The following is a 22,059-nucleotide window of genomic DNA, read 5'->3' as shown; positions in this document are numbered from 1 at the left end:
GCCTGTCAGCCTGGGAACCCAATGGTGGCGCTGCGCTCAAACAGCCCATTGCCACATCGACCCGATTGCCTCTTCGCATGGAGCTTTTATGAAATTTCTTTCACCGCTCGCCCTGTTGACCCTTTGCAGCGTGCTGGCCGCTCCACTGATGGCTGCTGAAGAAATCCCGGAACTGACCGGCTGCGCGGCCAAGAAACAGGGCATCGTCAACCAGATCGAACAGGCCAAAAGCCGCGGCAATGCCGATCAGCAAGCCGGCCTGGAGACCGCCCTGAGCGAAGTCACCGCCCACTGCACCGACGCCTCCCTGAAGAAGGAACGCGAAAACAAGGTGCTCGACGCCAAGCATGAAGTCAGCACGCGTCAGGCTGATCTCGACAAGGCCATGAAAAAAGGCGATGCCGACAAGATCAACAAACGCAAAGACAAACTCGCCGATTCCCGCAAGGAATTGCAGGATGCGTTGGACGAATTGGATAAGTAAGTTTCCGGCTGCGCCAGGGAGCTTTTGTGGCGAGGGGGCTTGCCCCCGCTGGGTCGCGAAGCGGCCCCAAAATCAGCAGACGCGGATAATCAGATAGACCGCGCGGGCCGAATTGACGACTGCTTCGCAGCCGAACGGGGGCAAGCCCCCTCGCCACAGGGAATACACACCGCTAGATCAATGATCCCGAAACTGTTTATGGCATGCACTACAGGCATCTTCGACTTTCTGCACTGCCGGCCCAAGATTGCTCGCCTGGTAAGGCTGAACCTTGCTGGCAACCACCAATTCACCGGTGGCGCCTTCAAGGTTGCGGGCCATTTCCTGGAAGCGTGCCTGCTGCTGCCACACATTGTCCTTGGCGCTGGTGTGATCTTCTTCGCGCACCTGCGGGAAATGCTTCCACGGTTCGTGGGACAGCGAATCAAGTTTCACCGCACCATCGGCAAATTTCGGCCCGTCGAACGGAATGCGCCCACGCAACATGCCACCCAGGTCTTCGCCGGTCTTGAGCATTTGCTTGAAAATCGCCTTGCGCTGACCCAACGGCGAGTTCGGGTCAACACCGCCGCAAGCGGACAGGGTCAGGCAGGCCAGCAATACAACAGAAAGTCTTTTAAGAGTCATGGTGGCTTCAGGTCACGGGGAACGGCGGCCAGTATCCTCGCGTCATCGTTAAAGACCAATAGCCCTATTATCAATAAGGGTTGTTTGAGCGCATGGAGCACTCAGGCAACCGTCAAAGGAATTACTCCATGAACAGCCGTTTCAAGGCCTGGCAACATTGCCTGGCCTGGACCCTTCCGATGGTGGCCGTGCTCGCAGGCTGCACCGGGGGCGACAACAAGCCGAAAACCCACGCGCTGGCCACTTACACCAGCGCCACTTGGGATGCGCTACCGGCCGTGTCAGACAACGACCTGGTGGCCGGCTTCGGCTCCTGGCGCAGCGCCTGCACCCGACTCAAGGCCGACCCGGTCTGGGGCTCGACCTGCGCGGCATCCGCGACCGTGCCGCAAACCGCCGATGACATTCGTGGCTTCCTCAAGCAGAACCTGGAGGTCTACGGCCTGCGTGCCGCCAATGACAATCCCAACGGCCTGATCACCGGCTATTACGAGCCCGTGTACCCCGGCAGCCTGACCCAGACTGAAGTGGCAAACATCCCGGTGTACGGCGTGCCCGACGACATGATCATTGTGTCCCTGGACAGCATTTACCCGGAACTCAAGGGCAAACGCCTGCGCGGACGGCTCGAAGGTCGCGTGCTCAAGCCGTATGACGACGCCGCCACCATCGAGAGCAAAGGGGTCAAGGCACCAGTCGTTGCCTGGCTGACCGACCCGATGAACCTGCAATTCCTGCAAATCCAGGGTTCCGGGCGTATCCAGCTCGACGACGGCCGCCAATTGCGCATCGCCTATGCAGACCAGAACGGCCACCCCTATCGACCGATCGGCCGCTGGCTGGTGGATCAGGGTGAACTGAAGAAAGAAGACGTGACCATGGGCGCTATCAGCACTTGGGCTAAAGCGAACCCGTCTCGTATTCCGCAACTGCTGGGCAGCAACCCGAGCTACGTGTTTTTCACCCGTAATCCAGACAGCAATGAAGGCCCGCGTGGCTCGCTGAACGTGCCACTGACTGCGGGTTACAGCGCAGCGGTGGATCGCAAGGTGATTCCGCTGGGCAGTCTGTTGTGGTTATCGACCACTAAACCGGACGGCACCGCACTGGTACGCCCGGTGGCAGCTCAAGATACCGGCGGTGCGATTGCTGGCGAGGTTCGCGCGGACTTGTTCTGGGGCACAGGCGAGGCGGCCGGGCAACTGGCCGGGGACATGAAACAGCAAGGGCAGATCTGGATGTTGTGGCCAAAAGGCGCAGCATTACCGCAAGTGCCGCAGGTGGCTGATGCGGTGAAACCTTGAGCCATCTATTGGCAGTTAGATAGCTATCGCGAGCAAGCTCGCTCCCACAGGGAAATGCATTCCAATGTGGGAGCGAGCCTGCTCGCGATGAGGCCAGGACAGACACCGATGATTCTGGCTAAAACGCCTCAGATCGACACAAAAAAGAAACTGGCAATCAACCCCATCCCCACAAACCACACCAGCGACCGCAAGATCGCCCAATCCGCCAGGTAGCAAATGATGTACAGCAGGCGACTGGTGATAAACATCACCGCCAGCACGTTGACCGTCACCAACTGCGCCGTCCCCACCAAATGCGCCACGATCACCGCCGCCGCAAACGCCGGTGTCACTTCGAAGCTATTCAACTGCGCCGCATGTGCACGCCTGCCCAAACCATTCAGCGACTCGAGAAAGTCCCGGGGATCATGGTTGTCTTTGAGATTGAACCCGCCACTGGCCTTGGCGACGCCCGTGCAGATATAGGGCAGGAAAATCGCAATCATCACGCACCACAGAGCAACCGTCATAAAGCAGTCCTTTCTTCAGTTTTTAGAAATTCGGGGGCCAGTCAAAACTTCATCACCAGCATGCCGATCAGTACCAACCCGCAAGCTAAGAGCCGTGGCCGGCCGAAAGGTTCTTTCAGATACCGCATGCCGAACAGCACCACCAGAATCACACTGATCTCACGCAGCGCCGCCGCTTCGGCAATCGAGCCCAGTTGCATCGCCCACAGCACCAAAGCGTAGCTGAACAACACACAGAACCCGACCGCCAACCCCAGTCGCCACTGTTCACGCCAGAACAGCATGAACGCTGGTCGCTTACGCACCAGTGCCAGCAACGGGAACGGCCAGGCGCTGAGCAACGTGACCCAGACCAAATAGTCCAGCGGATGAGACCAGCGCCGTAACGCCTGGCCATCGATGAAGGTGTAGCAGCCGATACACAGGCCGATCAACGCCACCACCGGCAGCATCGACCACGGCAGCCGCGCACCGCCACCACCCTGCCAGAGCAGGCACAGCATGCCGAACGGGATCAGCAAAATGCCGAAGATCTGCTGATTCGTCAGCACTTCGCCGGCAAAGATCAGCGTCAACGCCAGCACCACCAGTGGTGACAGACCGCGCATCAGCGGATAGACCAGCCCCAGGTCACCGACCCGATAGGCCTGAATCAGCAAGTAGCGATAGAGCAACTCGAACGCTGCCGACGCCAGAATCCACGGCCAGATTTCTATCGGTGGCAGATTCACGAACGGCAACATCACCGCGACAAACAGCATCGCCACCGAGTCCATGCAAGCCACTACCAGCAACCGTTCGGCGCTGAATTTGATCAGGGTATTCCACGCCGCGTGCAACAGCGCCGCCACCAATACCAACGCCGTCGCAAGCACGGCTTACTCCTTTTTATGTTCCCCACCCACCCCGTAGGAGCTGCCGAAGGCTGCGATCTTTTGATCTTAAAAAAGCCAACATCAAAAGATCGCAGCCTTCGGCAGCTCCTACAGGGGAAGGTCCGGAGAATTGATTCGCCATATGTCCGCAGCTGTTTATACTGCAAGCGACCACGCCGCACTCAGTTGCGCACAGACTAATTCCAATAATTTTTGCCACCGCCCGCGCTCATCGAGCACGGTCGTCGGCATGCGTATGCCTGATCACAGCGTCAAGACTACTGACAGAGACCTTGCGCATGCCACTCGCCTTGCTTGCCCTCGCTGTTGCCGCGTTCGGCATCGGCACCACTGAATTCGTCATCATGGGCTTGCTGCCCGATGTCGCCCGCGACCTCGCCGTGAGCATTCCCCACGCAGGCCTGTTGATCACCGGCTACGCCCTGGGCGTGGTGTTCGGCGCACCGATCCTGGCGATCGGCACCGCCAACATGCCGCGCAAAGCTACGCTGCTGGGGATGACGTTGATGTTCATCCTCGGCAACATCCTCTGCGCCCTGGCGCCGAACTACGCGACGCTGATGGCCGCGCGGGTGGTCACCGCGTTGTGCCACGGTGCATTTTTCGGCATCGGCTCGGTGGTCGCGGCAGGCTTGGTGGCGCCAAACAAACGGGCTCAGGCAATTGCCATGATGTTCACCGGTTTGACCCTGGCCAACGTACTCGGCGTGCCATTGGGTACAGCGCTCGGGCAATACGCCGGTTGGCGCTCGACGTTCTGGGCGGTGTCGGTGATTGGCGTGATCGCCGCCATTGCCCAGTGGGTGTGGTTACCGAAAGACATCGCCATGGAGAAGGCCAACCTAGCCAGCGAGTTCAAGGTGCTGGGCAAGGTCAATGTGCTGCTGGCTCTGGGCATGAGCGTGTTGGCCTCCACCAGTTTGTTCAGCGTGTTCACTTACATCGCGCCGATCCTGCAAGACATCACCGGCGTCAGCCCTCACGGCATAACCATCATGCTGCTGTTGTTCGGCGTAGGCCTGACGGCGGGCAGTATGCTCGGTGGTCGGTTGGCGGACAGCCGTTTGCTGCCTTCGCTGGTGGGTATGGCCTTGGCTGTTGCGGTGGTGTTGGCGGCGTTTAGTCAGACCAGCCATTCGGTAATTCCGGCGGCGATTACGTTGGTGCTGTGGGGCATATTTGCGTTTGCCCTGTGCCCGATTCTGCAATTGCTGATTATCGATCAGGCGCATGAGGCGCCAAATCTCGGCTCAACGTTGAACCAAAGCGCATTCAACCTCGGCAACGCGGCCGGCGCTTGGATTGGCGGGCTGGTGGTTGCCAGTGGCGCGGACCTGGCGGACTTGCCGTGGACGGGGGCGCTGGTCAGTGGCTTGACGGTGCTGACGGCGCTTTTCTACATCTACCTGCAACGCCGGGGCGCGGCGGCGGTCAATGTGTCCGGCTGATCGCCTCAGTCTTTGTGGCGAGGGAGCTTGCTCCCGCTGGGGTGCGAAGCAGCCCTAAAACCTGCCCGCACGGTGCAACAAAACAATCCATTACGACTGCTGCGCAGCCGAGCGGGAGCAAGCTCCCTCGCCACAGGGGAATGTCTTTGTGTCCAACGGCTGTGGCAATCCATCCAACCCATCGCACGACCCGCATCGTGCACAACTTTACCGCTGGGCCCGGAACGCGATCTGATCTTGAGCATCACCTACATTGTGGTGCTGTCGTCGATCCTGTTGCAGGGTTTGAGCATCGGCAAACTGGTCAAGCACGTGACCAAGGATGAGCCTGCGCCAACGGCACAGGCTGAGCATCACTGATCATTTTTTGATCTTTTGCGGTTCGGGCTCTGCGGCCTGATCCGCAGACTTCTTCGGCGCGCCGCTTTCACTGCGGATCTGCGCATGGCTGATCAGCGCAAAGATGAAGCTGCCGCCAATGATGTTGCCCGCCAGTGTCGGCCCGGCAAACACCAGCCAGAAATCCTTCCACGGTAGCTCGCCGGCAAACACCAGATACGACACTTCTGCCGAACCAACGACGATGTGGGTGAAATCCCCCAGCGCCATCAGGTAGGTGATGAGGATGATGATCCACATCTTGGCGCTTTCCATGGACGGAATCATCCAGACCATAGTGGCGATCATCCAGCCGGAAATGATGCCTTTGGAAAACATCTGGCTGGCGCTGTTTTCCATGATCTTGCGACCGATATCGAGGAAGGCCAGGTCGGTCTTGGAGTCGAAAATCGGCAGGTGCAACATTACGTAAGCCACCAACAACGTACCGCACAGGTTGCCGAACAGCACCACGCTCCAGAGGCGCAGCAGTCGACCGACATTGTTTAGTGTGGGTTTGGTCATGATCGGCAGCACCGCCGTCAGGGTGTTTTCGGTGAACAGTTGCTGGCGCGCCAGAATGACCGCGAGGAAACCGGCGCAGTAGCCGAAACTGGCGATCACCTTGAAGCCGTCACCGTCCGGCAGGCGGGAGTTGAGCAGCCCCACGGCCATTAGCGACAGGCCCATGGTCAGGCCGGCAGCGAGGGCTGACCACCAGAGTGCGGCGACACTGCGCTCGAGTTCCTGATCACCTTGGGTGCGGATGATTTCGTGCAGCACCGCCGCGCGAGGCGGCTGGTTGCGGTCGGCTTCGTGTTGTTCTTCAGCCGAGAGGTTCGGGGTCTTGCCGTCTTTTTGAGTGTCCATGGAGCTCCGCAACCGTGGCGTGTCATTTAGGTACGACACGCGGGGTTCGGAGCTGTTCAGTGTCCACCGAAACGAAACCGTTTCTGTAGGAGCGAGGCTCGCCCGCGAAGGGTTCACCTCGGTTTTGGGGGTGACGCAAATGACGCCTTCGCGAGCAAGCTTCGCTCCTACGGGGCTCGCATTACTCGCTGATGCCATCACCCTTGAACTGGTCTTTGACGTACATGATCTCGGTGCGGCCATGCGGCGCTGGCAAGCCGTCTTCGCCCAGATTCACGAAGACCATCTTCTCCACCGTCAGGATGCTTTTGCGAGTGATCTTGTTGCGCACTTCGCAGGTCAACGTGATCGAGGTGCGGCCGAACTCGGTGGCGGTGATGCCCAATTCGATGATGTCGCCCTGGCGTGAGGCGCTGACAAAGTTGATTTCGGAAATGTACTTGGTGACCACGCGCTGATTGCTCAGCTGGACGATGGCGTAGATCGCCGCTTCTTCGTCGATCCAGCGCAACAGACTACCGCCGAACAGCGTGCCGTTAGGGTTAAGGTCTTCGGGTTTTACCCATTTGCGGGTGTGGAAATTCATGTTCACTCCTGAGCGTCTTGCCGAATGATGGGCGCCATCATGGCAGAGCCCGACCTAGAGCTCTATCAAGCATCGCCTATGGTCCCGATTACCGTTCAGACATTGACCAACAGAAACGCTTTAGAAGATGAGATTAGCCCGCTATAATCGCCCCCGTTTCAAAACGGTAACTTTTCATTGATACCGTTTTCCCGCCACCTGTCCGAGGGGCGCTGCAGCAGGTCAAACCTGTCAGGCTCGGATGGGGCGTTGACTGGCCCAGGCCAGACACTAAACGCACAACGGCGCCCATTCGCATACATTACGAATGGAGGCTCATCATGAGCGCTGTTATCACGCCTGCAGATTTTACCGATTACAAAGTGGCCGACATGTCCCTGGCTGCCTGGGGTCGTCGCGAAACCATCATCGCCGAATCCGAAATGCCAGCCCTGATGGGTCTGCGCCGCAAATACGCCGGTGAGCAGCCGCTCAAAGGCGCCAAGATTCTCGGCTGCATCCACATGACCATTCAGACTGCCGTGCTGATCGAAACCCTGGTTGCCCTGGGTGCCGAAGTACGTTGGTCGTCCTGCAACATTTTCTCGACTCAAGACCAGGCCGCTGCTGCTATCGCCGCTGCCGGCATCGCGGTTTACGCCTGGAAAGGCGAGACCGAAGAAGAGTACGAGTGGTGCCTTGAGCAAACCATCCTGAAAGATGGCGCGCCTTGGGATGCCAACATGATCCTCGACGACGGCGGCGACCTGACCGAGTTGCTGCACAAGAAGTACCCGGCAATCCTGGACCGCGTCCACGGCGTTACCGAAGAAACCACCACTGGCGTTCACCGCCTGCTGGACATGCTGGCCAAGGGCGAGCTGAAAATCCCGGCCATCAACGTCAACGACTCGGTGACCAAGAGCAAGAACGACAACAAGTACGGCTGCCGTCACAGCCTGAACGACGCGATCAAGCGCGGTACCGACCACCTGTTGTCCGGCAAGCAAGCGCTGGTCATCGGTTACGGTGACGTGGGCAAGGGCTCGGCTCAGTCCCTGCGTCAGGAAGGCATGATCGTTAAAGTCTCCGAAGTCGACCCGATCTGCGCCATGCAAGCCTGCATGGACGGCTACGAGCTGGTTTCGCCGTTCATCGACGGTATCAACAACGGCACCGAAGCAAGCATCGACAAAGCACTGCTGGGCAAGATCGACCTGATCGTGACCACCACTGGTAACGTCAATGTTTGCGACTCGAACATGCTCAAAGCCCTGAAGAAGCGTGCAGTTGTCTGCAACATCGGCCACTTCGACAACGAAATCGACACCGCTTTCATGCGCAAGAACTGGGCATGGGAAGAAGTGAAGCCACAGGTTCACAAGATCCACCGTACCGGTCCTGGCGCGTTCGACGCCCAGAATGACGACTACCTGATCCTGCTGGCCGAAGGCCGTCTGGTAAACCTGGGTAACGCCACCGGTCACCCAAGCCGCATCATGGACGGTTCGTTCGCCAACCAGGTTCTGGCTCAGATCTTCCTGTTCGGTCAAAAGTACGCCGACCTGTCGCCAGCCCAGAAAGCCGAGCGCCTGACCGTTGAAGTGCTGCCGAAGAAGCTCGACGAAGAAGTGGCCCTGGAAATGGTCCGCGGTTTCGGCGGCGTTGTGACTCAACTGACCAAGACCCAGGCCGACTACATCGGCGTGACCGTCGAAGGCCCGTTCAAGCCGCACGCTTACCGCTACTAACAGGCGCTGATTGTTCGCTCTCCCTGTGGGAGCGAGCTTGCTCGCGATGAGGGCGTGTCAGTCGATGTAAATGTTGCCTGACACTCTGCCATCGCGAGCAAGCTCGCTCCCACATGGGAAAGTGCAGCCTCGAAGGTTCCTGTTACCAAGGATATGACCATGTCCCAAGATCGTCGCTTCAGCTTCGAGTTCTTCCCGACCAAGACCGATGCTGGGCATGAAAAACTGCTCGCCACTGCCCGTCAACTGGCGACCTATAACCCCGATTTCTTTTCCTGCACCTATGGCGCTGGCGGTTCGACCCGTGATCGCACCATCAACACCGTGTTGCAGCTTGAAAGCGAAGTCAAAGTCCCTGCCGCGCCGCATTTGTCTTGCGTTGGCGACAGCAAGGACGACCTGCGTGGCCTGCTGACGCAATACAAGGCAGCCGGCATCACCCGTATCGTTGCCCTGCGCGGTGACCTGCCTTCGGGCATGGGCATGGCCAGCGGTGAACTGCGCCACGCCAACGACCTGGTTGAATTCATTCGTGAAGAGACCGGCGATCATTTCCACATCGAAGTCGCCGCTTACCCGGAAATGCATCCGCAAGCGCGCAATTTCGAAGACGATATCGCCAACTTCGTGCGCAAGGCCAACGCTGGCGCCGACAGTGCGATCACCCAGTACTTCTTCAACGCCGACAGCTACTTCTACTTCGTCGAGCGTGTACGGGCAGCGGGTGTGAACATCCCGATCGTGCCGGGGATCATGCCGATCACCAACTACAGCAAACTCGCGCGCTTCTCCGATGCCTGCGGTGCGGAAATCCCGCGCTGGATCCGCAAGCAACTGGAAGCCTACGGCGATGACACCCAGAGCATTCAAGGCTTTGGTGAGCAAGTCATCACCGAGATGTGCGAACGCCTGCTGCAAGGCGGCGCTCCAGGGTTGCATTTCTACACGCTGAACCAGGCTGAACCGAGCCTGGCGGTGTGGAATAACCTGAAGTTGCCGCGTTAAAAGACGTTAAAGCAAGATCAAAAGATCGCAGCCTTCGGCAGCTCCTACAGGATGAGCGCAATCCCATCTAGGGGTTGCCGAAGGCTGCGATCTTTTGCTTTCAACGCCCTTTTATTGTGCGCCAACACACTGAGTTAGAGCTTCTGCGGCCAGTTTCTGGCTCTTTCCGGTTTCTCGTCGTAATCTCAAGCAATGCCTTTGATCGCGCAGTTCATGACCGTGCTTCTTTTCACTTGCCTGAGCTTTGCCGCTCGGGGCGAGAAATTGCGCATTGTCACGGAACCGTGGGCACCGTACGTGTATGAGGAAAACGGCAAATCCCTGGGCCTGGACTACGAAACCACCGCCATTGTCTTCAAACGCCTGGGTATCGAAGTGGAATGGCAGTTCCTGCCCTGGAAGCGCTGCCTGTCGATGCTCGAAACCGGCCAGGCCGACGGCGCGCTGGACATCTTCCACAGCGATGAACGCGACGCCACCCTGCTCTACCCCAGCGAACCGCTCTCGGAAGTCGAGTTCGTGATGTTCTACTCCAATGAGCATCCTCACCCATTCAGCACGCTCAACGACCTGAAAGGCCTGACCATCGGCACCTCGCCGGGTTATCTCTATAGCCCGGACTTCAGCGGTTCGACGCTGTTTACCCGCGAGCCGGCGCCGACCCACGAAGCCAACTTCGGCAAACTGATACGCGGACGCATCGACCTGTTGATCACTGATAGGCGGGTCGGCCAGCATTTGCTGGATGAGCTGAACATCCGCGATCAGATCACCGAGAACCCCACGGTCATCAGCCACCAGAGCCAATACCTGGCGGTACGACGCAACGCCGGCATGGATTTGCTGGTGCAGCGTTTCGGTGCCGAGCTCAAGCGCTTCAAGCGCGAACCCGCCTACGCTGAGCTGAGCGCTCACTATGGCGCCAGCCCGGCCCCCGATGTGCAAACGACAAGCGCCAGCGCCGCCCGCGCAAAAACCGTTGAGCAGCAGGAAAGCGGCGCGCAGTGATTGCTCTGTTATACTCCGGCCTTCCCGCCAGGCTCACGCCCGGACGCTCGGACTTGTTCAAGGCATCTCGACCCCGCTACAGCGCAGCTTTTCAGCCCGCGCGAGCGCTCCAGACGAGCCTTCAAGCCCCAGCAGGACCGGACGGGATTGCGTCCTCTTAAACGCCATTCGCGCCAGGCAAGACTCCCATTGGGCCAAGCCCTAACTAAAACAGGATTACTCATGTCCTTTGCTTCCCTCGGTCTCTCCGAGGCTTTAGTCCGCGCCATCGAGGCAGCGGGCTATACCGAGCCTACTCCGGTGCAACAGCGGGCCATTCCCGCCGTGTTGCAAGGTCGCGACCTGATGGTCGCGGCACAGACAGGTACTGGTAAAACCGGCGGCTTCGCCCTTCCGATTCTGGAGCGGTTGTTCCCTAACGGTCACCCGGACAAATCCCAGCGTCACGGCCCGCGCCAACCACGCGTACTGGTCCTGACCCCTACCCGCGAACTCGCGGCTCAAGTACACGAGAGCTTCAAGGTCTATGCCCGTGACCTGAAGTTCGTCAGCGCCTGCATCTTCGGCGGCGTCGGCATGAACCCACAGGTTCAGGCCATGTCCCGCGGTGTTGACGTGCTGGTGGCCTGTCCTGGCCGCCTGCTCGACCTCGCCGGCCAAGGCAGCGTCGATTTGTCCCACGTGGAAATCCTCGTGCTGGACGAAGCCGACCGCATGCTCGACATGGGCTTTGTCCATGACGTGAAAAAGGTCCTTGCCCGTCTGCCGAGCAAACGCCAGAACCTGCTGTTCTCGGCGACCTTCTCCAAAGACATCACCGACCTCGCCGGCAAGTTGCTGCACAACCCGGAACGCATCGAAGTCACGCCGCCGAACACCACGGTCGAGCGAATCGAACAGCGCGTATTCCGCCTGGCTGCCAGCCACAAGCGTTCGCTGCTGGCGCACCTGATTACTGCTGGCGCCTGGGAACAGGTTCTGGTCTTCACCCGCACCAAGCACGGCGCCAACCGCCTGGCCGAGTACCTGGACAAACACGGCCTCAGCGCCGTCGCCATCCACGGTAACAAGAGCCAGAACGCTCGCACCAAAGCCCTGGCCGACTTCAAGGCCGGTGAAGTGCGCATCCTGGTAGCGACCGACATCGCCGCTCGTGGCCTCGACATTGACCAGTTGCCACACGTGGTCAACTTCGAACTGCCGAACGTCGACGAAGACTACGTGCACCGTATCGGCCGTACTGGCCGTGCCGGTCGTTCGGGCGAGGCGATCTCGCTGGTTGCCCCGGACGAAGAAAAGCTGCTGAAAAGCATCGAGCGCATGACCAAGCAGAAGATTGCCGACGGCAACCTGATGGGCTTCGACTCCAGCGCTGTAGAAGCTGAAAAGCCTGAAGTTCGCGAGCGTCCGGATGTGCGTAACCCGCGCAACCCACGTGGCCCGCGCGGCGATGGCCCGAACGGCACTGGCGGTGGCGGCGGTCGTAAAGACAAAGGCAAGGACAAGGGCGGCAAGGAAAAACCTGCTGCCACTGGCCGTGGCGATCGCCCAGCCCGTGAACACAAGCCACGCGAAGGCACCCCGGCTCGCGAACAACAGCGTCCAGCACCACGCGCTGCCGCCGCTGATCGTGCTCCGGACGAGTTCCTGGACGATGACGTAGATAACTTCGGTAACCGCGTTGACTACGTGCCTCAAGCCAAACCGGCTCAGGGTCGTGGTCGTCGTCCGAGTGCTCCGGCACAAGGCACGGCCGCTGCTGGCGCCGGCGCAGGTGCTCCACGCACCGGCGGCAAGCCACAAGGTCGTCAAAGCGGTCCGCGCAGCAGCGACGGCGCAACCACCGGCACACCGCCGGCCAAGCGCAGTGGCCCACGCAACGGCGCTCCACGTGACGGTCAGGCCCGTCGCGAAGAGTCCCGCAACCGCCGCCCGGCCCGTACCGACGACCAACCTCGTTCGGAACCGGCCGTGCAGAACCCGCGTGGCCCGGCGCCGAAGATTATCCATAAAGAGTCGAAAACCGATCGTTTCCCGACTCCTGAGCAACTGGATCAACTGCCCGGCCGTCCGCGCGGCGAGAAACCAGCGTTGCTGACCCGCAATCGCTAAGTTTTTGAAGTAAACAAAAAATGCCCCGGATCGCGAGATCCGGGGCATTTTTGTTTTCCGGGATGAACATAAATCCCCAACCCACCGGAGACCCCCTGCGGAAGCGAGCTTGCTCGCGATAGCGTTAAAACAGTCAGTAGAGATGTGGAATGTTAATCCCCCATCGCGAGCAAGCTCGCTCCCACAATGGATCTTCAGTGAACACAGATTTTGTGTACGACAGGGATCAAATGTGGGAGCGGGCTTGCTCGCGAAGGCGGCGTGTCAGTCGACATCAATGTTGAATTCTCAACCGTATTCGCGAGCAAGCCCGCTCCCACAGGGGGTTTGCGGCGGTCATGGAGATTTTGGCAGGCAATAAAAAACGCCCCCGATCGTGAGATCGGGGGCGTTTTTGTGGGCGCAGCGAAAAGCTTTTGTAGGAGCTGGCGAAGCCTGCGATCTTTTGATCTTAAAAGATCGCAGCCTGCGGTCTCAGCATTACTTCGCTTTAACACCTTCAAACGTAATGTACAGATCAACCGCGTCGGACTGTGGACCCAGGTCCATCATCTTGCCGAAATCAGAGCGTTTGATGCTGGTGGTGCCTTCGAAACCGGCACGGTAGCCGCCCCATGGATCCTTGCCTTCACCCAGGAAAGTGGCTTTGACCACGATTGGCTTGGTCACGCCGTGCAGGGTCAAGTCACCGGTTACGTCAGCAGTATCTTTGCCAGCGGCGTTTTTGCCGGTGGATTTGACGCTGGTGGAGACGAACGTGGCCTTGGCGAAGGTGCTCACTTCCAGGAAGTCTTTGCTGGAGATGTGCTTGTCGCGCTCAGCATTGTTGGTGAAAACGCTGGCGGTGTTCACGTTGAACTCGATCTTGCTGTCTTCTGGCTTGGCAGCGTCAAAGCTGAACTTGCCGTCGATGTCCTTGAAAGTACCGGTGATGTAGCTGTAGCCCAGGTGGCTGATCTTGAAGTCGACGAAAGCATGCTGACCCGTCTTGTCGACGACATAGTCAGCAGCCATTACGTTAGCGGACAGCAGAGCAGAACCAATTGCCAGAGCAGCGAGAGTCTTTTTCAACATGTTTTGTATTCCTAGGGGGCTAAGTGGAATGTCAGGCCTTGCGACCGAGCATTCGTTTCAGAGTCACATCACGGTCGATAAAGTGGTGCTTCAATGCTGCCAACGCATGGAGACCGGAAAAAATTACCAGTGCCCACGCCAGATACAGATGAATCGCACCGGCGGTATCTGCCTGGTCCGGTAGTCCGGAAACCAGTGCAGGTACTTCAAACCAGTCAAACACCGGAATCCCGACGCCTTCTGCGGTGGAAATCAGGTAACCGGCAATCATCACAGCGAACAAACAGAGGTACAGAAAACCATGGCCAAGCTTGGCGCCGAGGCGCGTCATGCGGCTGTAGCTGGTCAAGGTTGGCGGCGGTGGGCTGATGAAGCGCCACAACACGCGCAACACCATGAAACCCAGCAGCAGCAAACCGATGCTCTTGTGGATATCCGGGCCTGCCTTGCGCCAAGGGTCGTAGTAGCCGAGATCGACCATCCACAGGCCCAGGGCGAACATACCGAACACTGCCAGCGCTATGCCCCAGTGCAGGAAGATGCTGACCCAGCCATAGCGAGAAGTAGAGTTTCGTAGTTGCATTGCCGAGTCCCTGTAAGTTCTGGCCCAAGACTATCGAGTTATCTATCGATTTAAAGCGGAAAATTTCGCTTTGAAATATCGAGAAATACGATCAAGAGTCTGAAATAGCCGAGTTAAGGAGAGATTAAAGACCAATGTGTAATAAAAAATGAAGGCCAACCAAAGAACACCTCGGCCTTCAGGTTTATTCGATGCTTGATGTCGGTTTTCTTCGGGCATAAAAAAACGCGGCATTTACGCCGCGTTTCTTTAGTCCCAACGCTTACTGCGCTTTGGTGTCAGTGGCTGCCGGCGTCGTTGCTGCCGGGACAGTTTCAGCAGGCTTGGCCGCTGGCTTCTTCGCGGGTGTGGTTTTCTTCACCGGAGCCTTTTTGGCCTCGGTTTTAGCCGCAGGCTTCTTCGCCGCCGGTTTGGTCGCGGCTTTTTTGGCTGGCTCGGCTTTCACCGGCACTACGGGTTTCGGTGCTTCAACCGGAGCAGGGACTGGCGCCGGAGCTGGTGCAGGTACCGGGGCTGGAGCAACCGGCGCTACTGGCTCTGGTGCCTTGGTCGGTGCTGGTTTGTCGTCAGAACCACCGAACAGATTGGTGAAGAAATTACCTTTCTTCGCCACTACCGCGCCTGCCGCAGCAGTCGCTACCGCCGCCGGGACAACTTTCACCGGCTCAAACGACTTGCCTGCCGCGAGGTCTTCAACCTGACTGGCCGCACGCTCACCGGTACGCAACGCACCTTCCAGAGTGCCCGGGTACAAGGTGTCGGTGTGTTCGCCCGCAAAGGCTACGCGTTGCAGCGGACGCTCCCACAGGCGCCAGTATTTGCTGATCTGACCCGGACCGAAGGCCAGGTAAGCGCCACCCGTCGACGGGTCGGTGCTGTAGCGGCGGATTTCATAACCGGTAAACGAACCGCGCGCCTGTGGATAAAAAGCGTGCAGACGAATCAGCACCTGATCAGCCATCTGCTTGTCGCCGAAGGCCTGCATCACCCGTGCGTTGTCGCCGGAAATGTTGATCACAACGTTGGCGCCGCCCTTCAGGGCCGGTTCTATCCACAACAGGCCCAACCCGACGTTGCTGTAGATCTCGCCGGACATCCGCGCCTTGCTTTCCCACACCGGCGTCTTGAACTTCAGCATGATCTGGTCGCGCCAGCCGTAGTTGGTGCCTTTGATCGCGCCCATGTGCTGCGCATCCAGCGCCGGGATCATGTCGATCTTGCTCAGTGCGCGCAATGGCACCGCCAGCACAACATAATCAGCCTGGTAGCCGACGCTGCCGACTTTGACGGTTACGCCATCCTTGTCCTGGGTGATCGAAGAAACCGGGGAGTTGGTCTTGATGGTTTTCAGCTGTTTGACGAAGGCCTGGGCCAACACCGCGCTGCCACCGATAAGGCGCGAAGCGCGCAGGTCACGGTCGGAAACGCCACGGTACACACGGCTCTGTTGTGCGAAATACAGCAGCGACAGGCGCGAAGGTTCGTCATAACGGCTACGAATCTGCTGATTCACCAACTGACGAGCCGTAGCCGGCAGGTTCAGACGATCGAGCCAGTTGGACACGTTGATCTGGTCCAGGGCGAACAGTGTGCTGTTGGCCGCCGGGTTTAGCGGGTCAGTGATCGAGCTCGCCAGATCATCCAGGGTCTTTTCGTAGCGCTTGATCGCTTCGGCGGTGGCCGGCTGCTTGGTGGCCAGGTCGGCAGCGGTGAAGTATTCGCCGTCGATCAAGTAGCCCGGCGTGCGCACGAACTCAGGCGCCGGCGAGGTGCCGAGCTTGAAGGTCGATACGTATTTGTTCAGCACCGGTTGGGTCTTGTCGTTGCCGATCCACTCGCTGGTGGCCATGCCGGAGCGACCGCCCAGGCTTGGCTTGGCTTCCAGCACGGTGACCTGCCAGCCTTTATTTTGCAGTTCGTAAGCGGCGGTCAGGCCCGAAAGCCCGCCGCCGATCACGATCGCGGTTTTATCCTTGGCCAGCGCCGAAACGCTGAACAGCCCCAACATCACCAGCGCACAGGCGCGCAGCCAACCAGCAGACATTCAGCGAACTCCGGAAAATACACGAGAAAAAAGCAGTTTTACGGGCCAATCGGCCCAAAGAACCGCGAAGAATACGTTAGCCATCAAAACGCCGCCAGCGACGTCTACCGCCCCCTACAAAGTAGCTCAATCGACACAATGGGTTGTCCCGGCGCGAAGCATTGCATAGGCTTGCGCGATTGTTTGCCCGCGCCTGCCGCGGACCGCCTCGAGGAGACTGTAAATGGGCCTGAATAATCAGTGGATGCAACGGGACCTGGCCGTGTTGTGGCACCCCTGCACCCAGATGAAAGACCACGAACAGCTGCCGCTGATCCCGATCAAGCGCGGTGAAGGCATCTGGCTGGAAGACTTCGAAGGTAAACGCTACCTCGACGCCGTCAGTTCCTGGTGGGTCAACGTGTTCGGCCACGCCAACCCGCGGATCAACCAGCGCATCAAGGACCAGGTCGATCAACTGGAGCACGTGATCCTCGCCGGTTTCAGCCATCAGCCGGTGATCGAGTTGTCCGAGCGCCTGGTGAAGATGACCCCGGAAGGCCTTACCCGGTGCTTCTACGCCGATAACGGTTCGTCCTGCATCGAAGTCGCGCTGAAAATGAGCTTTCACTACTGGCTCAACCGCGGCCAGCCGAACAAGAAGCGCTTCGTCACCCTGACCAACGGCTACCACGGTGAGACCATGGCGGCGATGGCAGTGGGCGACGTGCCGCTGTTCACCGAAACCTACAAAGCCCTGCTGATGGACACCATTAAGGTGCCGAGCCCGGATTGCTACCTGCGCCCCGAAGGCATGAGCTGGGAAGAACACTCGCGCAACATGTTCGCCGCCATGGAACAGACCCTGGCCGAGAACCATGACACCGTCGCCGCGGTGATCCTCGAGCCGTTGATTCAAGGCGCGGGCGGCATGCGCATGTACCACCCGGTGTACCTGAAACTGCTGCGCGAGGCTTGCGACCGCTATGGTGTGCACCTGATCCACGACGAAATCGCCGTCGGCTTCGGCCGCACCGGGACGATGTTCGCCTGCGAACAGGCCGGCATCCGCCCGGACTTCCTCTGCCTGTCCAAGGCCCTGACCGGCGGCTACCTGCCGTTGGCGGCCGTGTTGACCACCGATGATGTCTACAGCGCGTTCTACGACGACTACCCGACCCTGCGCGCCTTCCTGCATTCCCACAGCTACACCGGCAATCCGCTGGCGTGCGCGGCGGCATTGGCGACGCTGGATATCTTCGAAGAAGACAACGTCATCGAAAACAACAAGGCCCTGGCCCAGCGCATGGCGACCTCTACCGCGCACCTGGTGGATCACCCGAACGTTGCGGAAGTGCGCCAGACCGGCATGGTGCTGGCCATCGAGATGGTCAAGGACAAAGCCACCAAAGAAGCCTACCCATGGCAGGAGCGTCGCGGCTTGAAAGTGTTCAAGCATGCGTTGGAGCGCGGTGCTTTACTTCGACCGCTGGGCAGCGTGGTGTATTTCCTGCCGCCGTACGTGATAACGCCGGAGCAGATCGACTTTTTGGCTGAAGTGGCCAGTGAAGGGATCGATATCGCGACCCGTGACAGCGTCAGCGTTTCGGTGCCGAAAGAGTTTCACCCGGGCTTCCGTGATCCGGGCTAACAGTCACTGAATAACCCTGTGGCGAGGGGGCTTGCCCCCGCTGGAGGCCGAAGGACTCCCAACCCCATCCAACGCGGTGTATCAGAAATACCGCGTTGACTGGGCTTACGACTGCTTCGCAGCCGAGCGGGAGCAAGCTCCCTCGCCACAAAAGCTGATCACCAACCTGTGCCAAGCTTCATTCGACTTTTTACAGAGACCCAAGATGAGACTGTCCCGCTTCTTTATCGACGCCCCCCTGAGCACCGGCGAGCACGAGTTGCCCGAAGCCCAGGCGCATTACATCAGCCGCGTGTTGCGCATGGCCGAGGGTGATGCGGTGCAATTGTTCGATGGCTCGGGCCACGAGTTTCGCGGCACGCTGGCAGACGTTGGCAAGAAACGCGTCACGGTGCAGATCGATGAAAGCTTCAGCGGGCAAATCGAGTCGCCGCTACAGATCCACCTCGGCCAGGGTTTGTCCCGTGGCGAGCGCATGGACTGGGCGATTCAGAAAGCCACCGAACTGGGCGTCACCGAAATCACCCCGATCTTCACCGACCGCTGCGAAGTCCGCCTCAAGGACGAACGCGCCGACAAACGCCGGCTGCACTGGCGCCAAGTGGCGATCAGCGCCTGCGAGCAGTGTGGGCGCTCAACGGTGCCGGTGATTCATCCGCCAATGCTGCTGGCGGATTGGTTGAAGCAGACTGAGGCCGAGTTGAAGTTGGTATTGCACCCGGTGGCGGAACCGTTGGTGAGTCATGCCAAGCCTGGGACGTTGGCATTCCTGATTGGCCCGGAGGGTGGGTTGTCGGATGTGGAAGTGGATCAGGCCAAGGCCAGCGGTTTCCACGCCGCCCGCCTCGGTCCTCGGGTGTTGCGCACCGAGACCGCGCCGGTGGTGGCGTTGGCGGTGGCCCAGCAGTTATGGGGTGACTTCTAGGGCCCTGTGGCGAGGGGGCTTGCCCCCGTTGGGTCGCGAAGCGGCCCTAATCTTTTCAACCACACATCGCACTGACCGGATGACGACTGCTGCGCAGCCGAACGGGGGCAAGCCCCCTCGCCACAGGTTCAAAGGACATAAAACAATATCGCCACAAAGTGCAGCAAGCTCCCGGCAATCACGAACAAATGCCAGATCCCATGGGCATGCCGCAGGCGATGGTCCAGGGCAAAAAAGATAATCCCCACGGTGTACAACACCCCGCCCGACGCCAGCCAGACAAATCCGGCAGTGCCCAGCGCCGCAAGCAGCGGTTTGACCGCTACCAACACGATCCAGCCCATCACCGCGTAAATCACGATCGACAGAATCCGCGCTTCAGAACGCGGTTTGATCTCTTGCAGGATGCCAATCAGCGCCAGCCCCCAAACGATCCCGAACAACGTCCAGCCCCACGCCCCGCGCAAGGTCACCAGACAGAACGGCGTATAGCTGCCAGCGATCAGCAGATAGATCGAAAAGTGATCAACCTTCTGCATGATCTCTTTCTTGCGCCCGCGCACGCTGTGGTACACGGTCGAGGCGCTGTAGAGCACCAGCAAGGTGAACCCGTAAATCGCCACGCTGACGATCTTCCACGGGTTACCGTCCATGCCGGCGATCACCAGCATCCACACCACCCCGACAAACGCCGCCACCGCCCCGACCAAATGGGTCCAGGCGTTCAATCTTTCCCCGTGGTACATGTATCGCTCACCTCAAAATTCGTTGTTGCATTACGCAAGGCTCAGCCCTTGAGACTAAAAGCGCAATGTTTCAAGACACATATCCCCATTGGCGCTGCGTAGGAGCTGCCGAGAGAAACGAGGCTGCGATCTTTTGATCTTGATTTCCGGCGCCCTTAAAGACGCCAAAGATCAAAAGATCGCGGCCTTCGGCAGCTCCTACAAAGGCCTGCGTGCGCCGGAGGAATTGGGCACAATCGAGCCATTCGAATAAGAGTCCGGCCCATGCTGATCGACGAAGAGTTGACCCTGAAAAAGCTCGAGGTGTTCCTCGCCTTCATGCGCACCGGCAACCTGGCCCGGGCCGCCGCCGAGTTGCAGACCAGCAACGTGAGCGTGCACCGGGCGATTCACTCGCTGGAAAGCGCCCTGCGCTGCCCGCTGTTCAAGCATGAAGGTCGCAACCTGACGCCACTGGAAAGCGCCTACGTGCTGGAAGAGCGGGCACAGAAGTTGATTCAGGACGTGGTCGAAACAGTACGCCTGACCCGCGAAGCCGCCGGATTTTCGGCTGAGCGCTTCAAACTTGGCTCGCTGTATTCACTGACGGTGAAGACCGTGCCGCAGCTGATCATGGGCCTGAAGATCCGCCGCAGCGAACTCAACATCGACTTGATCCTCGGCTCCAACATCGACCTGTTGTACAAGCTCAAGAACATGGAAGTCGACGCGATCCTGGTGTCCTTGGACGACAGCGTCAACGACCCGGACTGCGAGCAAATCCAACTGTTCTCCGACGACATCTTCCTCGCTACCCCGGCGGATTCGAAATTCGCCCAACGGACTGAAGTCGACCTCGCGGAAGTGCGCGACGAAACCTTCATCACCCTGACCCAGGGCTTCGCCACGCACCAGGACGGGATTCGCGTGTTCAAGCAGGCGGGGTTCGAGCCGAAAGTGGCGATGCAGGTCAACGACATCTTCACCCTGCTGAGCATGGTCAGCTCGGGGGTGGGTTATGCGTTGCTGCCAGGAAGGATTGCGGCGGTGTATGAGAACCGGGTGAAGCTGATTCCATTGCAGGAAAAGTACCGGTTGCAGCAGCACATTGGCGTGGTGTTCTTGAAGGCCAAGGAACGCGATCCGAATTTGCTGGCGCTGTTAGCCGAGTGTCGGATGTATGCCAATCGCCAGGCTTGAGACCTTGTGGCGAGGGAGCTTGCTCCCGCTCGGGTGCGGAGCACCCGCAATCCCAGACCACCGGATGTACCTGATACACCTCGGTGGTAGTGGTTGGGGCTGCTGCGCAGCCCAGCGGGAGCAAGCTCCCTCGCCACAAAAGCAGTCAGGGCTTAACCCATAATCCCGCGAACAATGAAGTACAACAACGAAGGCCCCAGCAAGCACCCAAGCCCGGTGTGGAACGTCGCGGTCAACGCGCCGTAAGGCACCAACCGCCGATCCGTCGCCGCCAGCCCGGCCGTGACACCGCTGACCGTCCCGGCCAACCCGCCAAACACCATCGCCGAACGCGGGTTATCCAGCCCCATCCACTTCGCCGCCATCGGCGTGCCGACCATCACTAGAATCGCCTTGATCAACCCAGTGGCAATCGACAACGCCACCACATCCGAACTCGCACCAATCGCCGCCCCGGTCACTGGCCCGACGATATACGTCACCGCGCCCGCGCCGATGGTGGTCATGCTGATCGCATCGCGATAGCCGAACGCCCAGGCGATGCTCGCCCCGACAATGAACGGCAGGATCGTGCCTAGCAGCAGCGCAACCGCGCCGATCAACCCGGCCTTTTTCGCTTCGGTGGCCTGCACTTCAAACGCCGTGGCAACGATGGCAAAGTCCCGCAGCATCGCGCCGCCCATCAAACCGATGCCGGAGAACAACGACAGATCCGCCAGGCCTTTTTGCCCGCCGGTCATGGTGCCGCCGACCCAGGCCAGTACCAGGCCGATGACGATGGCAATCGCCGAGCCGTGAATCCGTCCGAACGTCAGGCGTTTGGACACCACCACCGACACCCACATGATGATGCCGACGAAAGCGAACGCGGTCACCAGGCTGTTATTGGTCAGGCCTTTATCAATGAGTTCCCACATA

At 59.4% G+C, this 22,059-nt stretch carries 20 protein-coding genes, 1 pseudogene and 1 riboswitch; of the genes and pseudogenes, 11 read left to right on the top strand and 10 right to left on the bottom strand.

The annotated features are described in order from the left end of the window. Positions 1-88 precede the first annotated feature (88 nt). Positions 89-484 carry a DUF1090 domain-containing protein gene (locus AC1MEW_RS05500; RefSeq protein ID WP_201198486.1) on the top strand — a complete coding sequence of 132 codons (396 nt, stop codon included), beginning with the start codon at positions 89-91 and terminating at the stop codon, positions 482-484. Between the two features lie 177 nt (positions 485-661). On the opposite strand, the gene AC1MEW_RS05495 is transcribed toward AC1MEW_RS05500, so the two are convergent. Further along, positions 662-1,111 (bottom strand): c-type cytochrome, encoded by a 450-nt coding sequence (locus AC1MEW_RS05495; RefSeq protein WP_201198488.1) that lies wholly within the window; start codon positions 1,109-1,111, stop codon positions 662-664. Between the two features lie 128 nt (positions 1,112-1,239). Between AC1MEW_RS05495 and mltA the strand changes: the two genes are divergently transcribed. After that, the gene (gene mltA / locus AC1MEW_RS05490; RefSeq protein ID WP_201198489.1) at positions 1,240-2,415 is read left to right on the top strand and encodes a murein transglycosylase A; all 1,176 of its coding nucleotides are present in this window, start codon (positions 1,240-1,242) and stop codon (positions 2,413-2,415) included. A 128-nt stretch (positions 2,416-2,543) separates the two neighbouring features. Here the strand turns inward: mltA and AC1MEW_RS05485 are convergent, their stop codons facing one another. Further along, positions 2,544-2,927, bottom strand: coding sequence for an MAPEG family protein (locus AC1MEW_RS05485; protein WP_201256720.1), 384 nt, complete (start codon positions 2,925-2,927; stop codon positions 2,544-2,546). Positions 2,928-2,968: 41 nt separating this feature from the next. Next, a complete protein-coding gene (locus tag AC1MEW_RS05480; RefSeq protein WP_480425619.1) occupies positions 2,969-3,802 on the bottom strand; it encodes an EamA family transporter in 834 nt (277 codons plus the stop codon). A 299-nt stretch (positions 3,803-4,101) separates the two neighbouring features. Between AC1MEW_RS05480 and AC1MEW_RS05475 the strand changes: the two genes are divergently transcribed. Both AC1MEW_RS05475 and AC1MEW_RS05470 read left to right on the top strand, forming a co-directional pair. After that, the gene (locus AC1MEW_RS05475) at positions 4,102-5,271 is read left to right on the top strand and encodes an MFS transporter (RefSeq protein ID WP_323570433.1); all 1,170 of its coding nucleotides are present in this window, start codon (positions 4,102-4,104) and stop codon (positions 5,269-5,271) included. Positions 5,272-5,472: 201 nt separating this feature from the next. Continuing rightward, positions 5,473-5,631: pseudogene (locus tag AC1MEW_RS05470) on the top strand (cation:proton antiporter); the annotation flags it as partial. Here AC1MEW_RS05470 and AC1MEW_RS05465 read toward each other — a convergent pair. Then, complete coding sequence (locus tag AC1MEW_RS05465; protein WP_201256718.1) at positions 5,632-6,519, bottom strand: formate/nitrite transporter family protein; 888 nt, start codon at positions 6,517-6,519, stop codon at positions 5,632-5,634. Between the two features lie 181 nt (positions 6,520-6,700). Next, entirely contained in the window at positions 6,701-7,105 is a 405-nt protein-coding gene (locus AC1MEW_RS05460) for an acyl-CoA thioesterase (protein ID WP_201198499.1), read from the bottom strand. 198 nt (positions 7,106-7,303) lie between these two features. Then, a riboswitch (S-adenosyl-L-homocysteine riboswitch) is annotated at positions 7,304-7,402 on the top strand. Between the two features lie 23 nt (positions 7,403-7,425). Between AC1MEW_RS05460 and ahcY the strand changes: the two genes are divergently transcribed. From ahcY to rhlE2, 4 genes are all read left to right on the top strand, one after another. Continuing rightward, complete coding sequence (ahcY, locus tag AC1MEW_RS05455; RefSeq protein WP_133835625.1) at positions 7,426-8,835, top strand: adenosylhomocysteinase; 1,410 nt, start codon at positions 7,426-7,428, stop codon at positions 8,833-8,835. 159 nt (positions 8,836-8,994) lie between these two features. Next, positions 8,995-9,840, top strand: coding sequence for a methylenetetrahydrofolate reductase [NAD(P)H] (gene metF / locus AC1MEW_RS05450; protein WP_201198507.1), 846 nt, complete (start codon positions 8,995-8,997; stop codon positions 9,838-9,840). Between the two features lie 192 nt (positions 9,841-10,032). Then, entirely contained in the window at positions 10,033-10,848 is an 816-nt protein-coding gene (locus AC1MEW_RS05445; RefSeq protein WP_322269866.1) for a substrate-binding periplasmic protein, read from the top strand. Positions 10,849-11,070: 222 nt separating this feature from the next. Beyond that, on the top strand, positions 11,071-12,960 hold the full coding sequence (gene rhlE2 / locus AC1MEW_RS05440; RefSeq protein ID WP_201198519.1) for an RNA helicase RhlE2: 1,890 nt from the start codon (positions 11,071-11,073) through the stop codon (positions 12,958-12,960). 480 nt (positions 12,961-13,440) lie between these two features. On the opposite strand, the gene AC1MEW_RS05435 is transcribed toward rhlE2, so the two are convergent. The 3 genes from AC1MEW_RS05435 to AC1MEW_RS05425 form a co-directional block, all read right to left on the bottom strand. After that, positions 13,441-14,034: a YceI family protein gene (locus tag AC1MEW_RS05435; protein ID WP_201198523.1), complete on the bottom strand. Its 594-nt coding sequence runs from the start codon at positions 14,032-14,034 to the stop codon at positions 13,441-13,443. A 31-nt stretch (positions 14,035-14,065) separates the two neighbouring features. Continuing rightward, a complete protein-coding gene (locus tag AC1MEW_RS05430; protein WP_201256717.1) occupies positions 14,066-14,617 on the bottom strand; it encodes a cytochrome b in 552 nt (183 codons plus the stop codon). 262 nt (positions 14,618-14,879) lie between these two features. Then, positions 14,880-16,661, bottom strand: a complete 1,782-nt coding sequence (locus AC1MEW_RS05425; RefSeq protein WP_480425614.1) for a flavin monoamine oxidase family protein — start codon at positions 16,659-16,661, stop codon at positions 14,880-14,882. A 223-nt stretch (positions 16,662-16,884) separates the two neighbouring features. Between AC1MEW_RS05425 and AC1MEW_RS05420 the strand changes: the two genes are divergently transcribed. Beyond that, on the top strand, positions 16,885-18,291 hold the full coding sequence (locus AC1MEW_RS05420; protein WP_201198531.1) for an adenosylmethionine--8-amino-7-oxononanoate transaminase: 1,407 nt from the start codon (positions 16,885-16,887) through the stop codon (positions 18,289-18,291). Positions 18,292-18,496: 205 nt separating this feature from the next. Next, positions 18,497-19,216, top strand: coding sequence for a 16S rRNA (uracil(1498)-N(3))-methyltransferase (locus AC1MEW_RS05415; RefSeq protein WP_201198533.1), 720 nt, complete (start codon positions 18,497-18,499; stop codon positions 19,214-19,216). A 128-nt stretch (positions 19,217-19,344) separates the two neighbouring features. Here AC1MEW_RS05415 and trhA read toward each other — a convergent pair whose 3' ends face one another. Further along, positions 19,345-19,962, bottom strand: a complete 618-nt coding sequence (gene trhA, locus AC1MEW_RS05410) for a PAQR family membrane homeostasis protein TrhA (protein ID WP_201198535.1) — start codon at positions 19,960-19,962, stop codon at positions 19,345-19,347. A gap of 264 nt (positions 19,963-20,226) precedes the next feature. Here trhA and AC1MEW_RS05405 point away from each other — a divergent pair, with 264 nt between their 5' ends. Further along, positions 20,227-21,141 carry a LysR family transcriptional regulator gene (locus AC1MEW_RS05405; RefSeq protein WP_201256715.1) on the top strand — a complete coding sequence of 305 codons (915 nt, stop codon included), beginning with the start codon at positions 20,227-20,229 and terminating at the stop codon, positions 21,139-21,141. A gap of 152 nt (positions 21,142-21,293) precedes the next feature. Here AC1MEW_RS05405 and madM read toward each other — a convergent pair whose 3' ends face one another. After that, entirely contained in the window at positions 21,294-22,058 is a 765-nt protein-coding gene (gene madM, locus AC1MEW_RS05400) for a malonate transporter subunit MadM (protein WP_201198539.1), read from the bottom strand. Between the last annotated feature and the right edge of the window lies 1 nt (position 22,059).

The sequence above is a fragment of the Pseudomonas sp. ASL4 genome (genome assembly GCF_056680395.1).
Note: the sequence above shows the minus strand (reverse complement) of the source record. Positions and strands in the feature narration are given on the sequence as shown.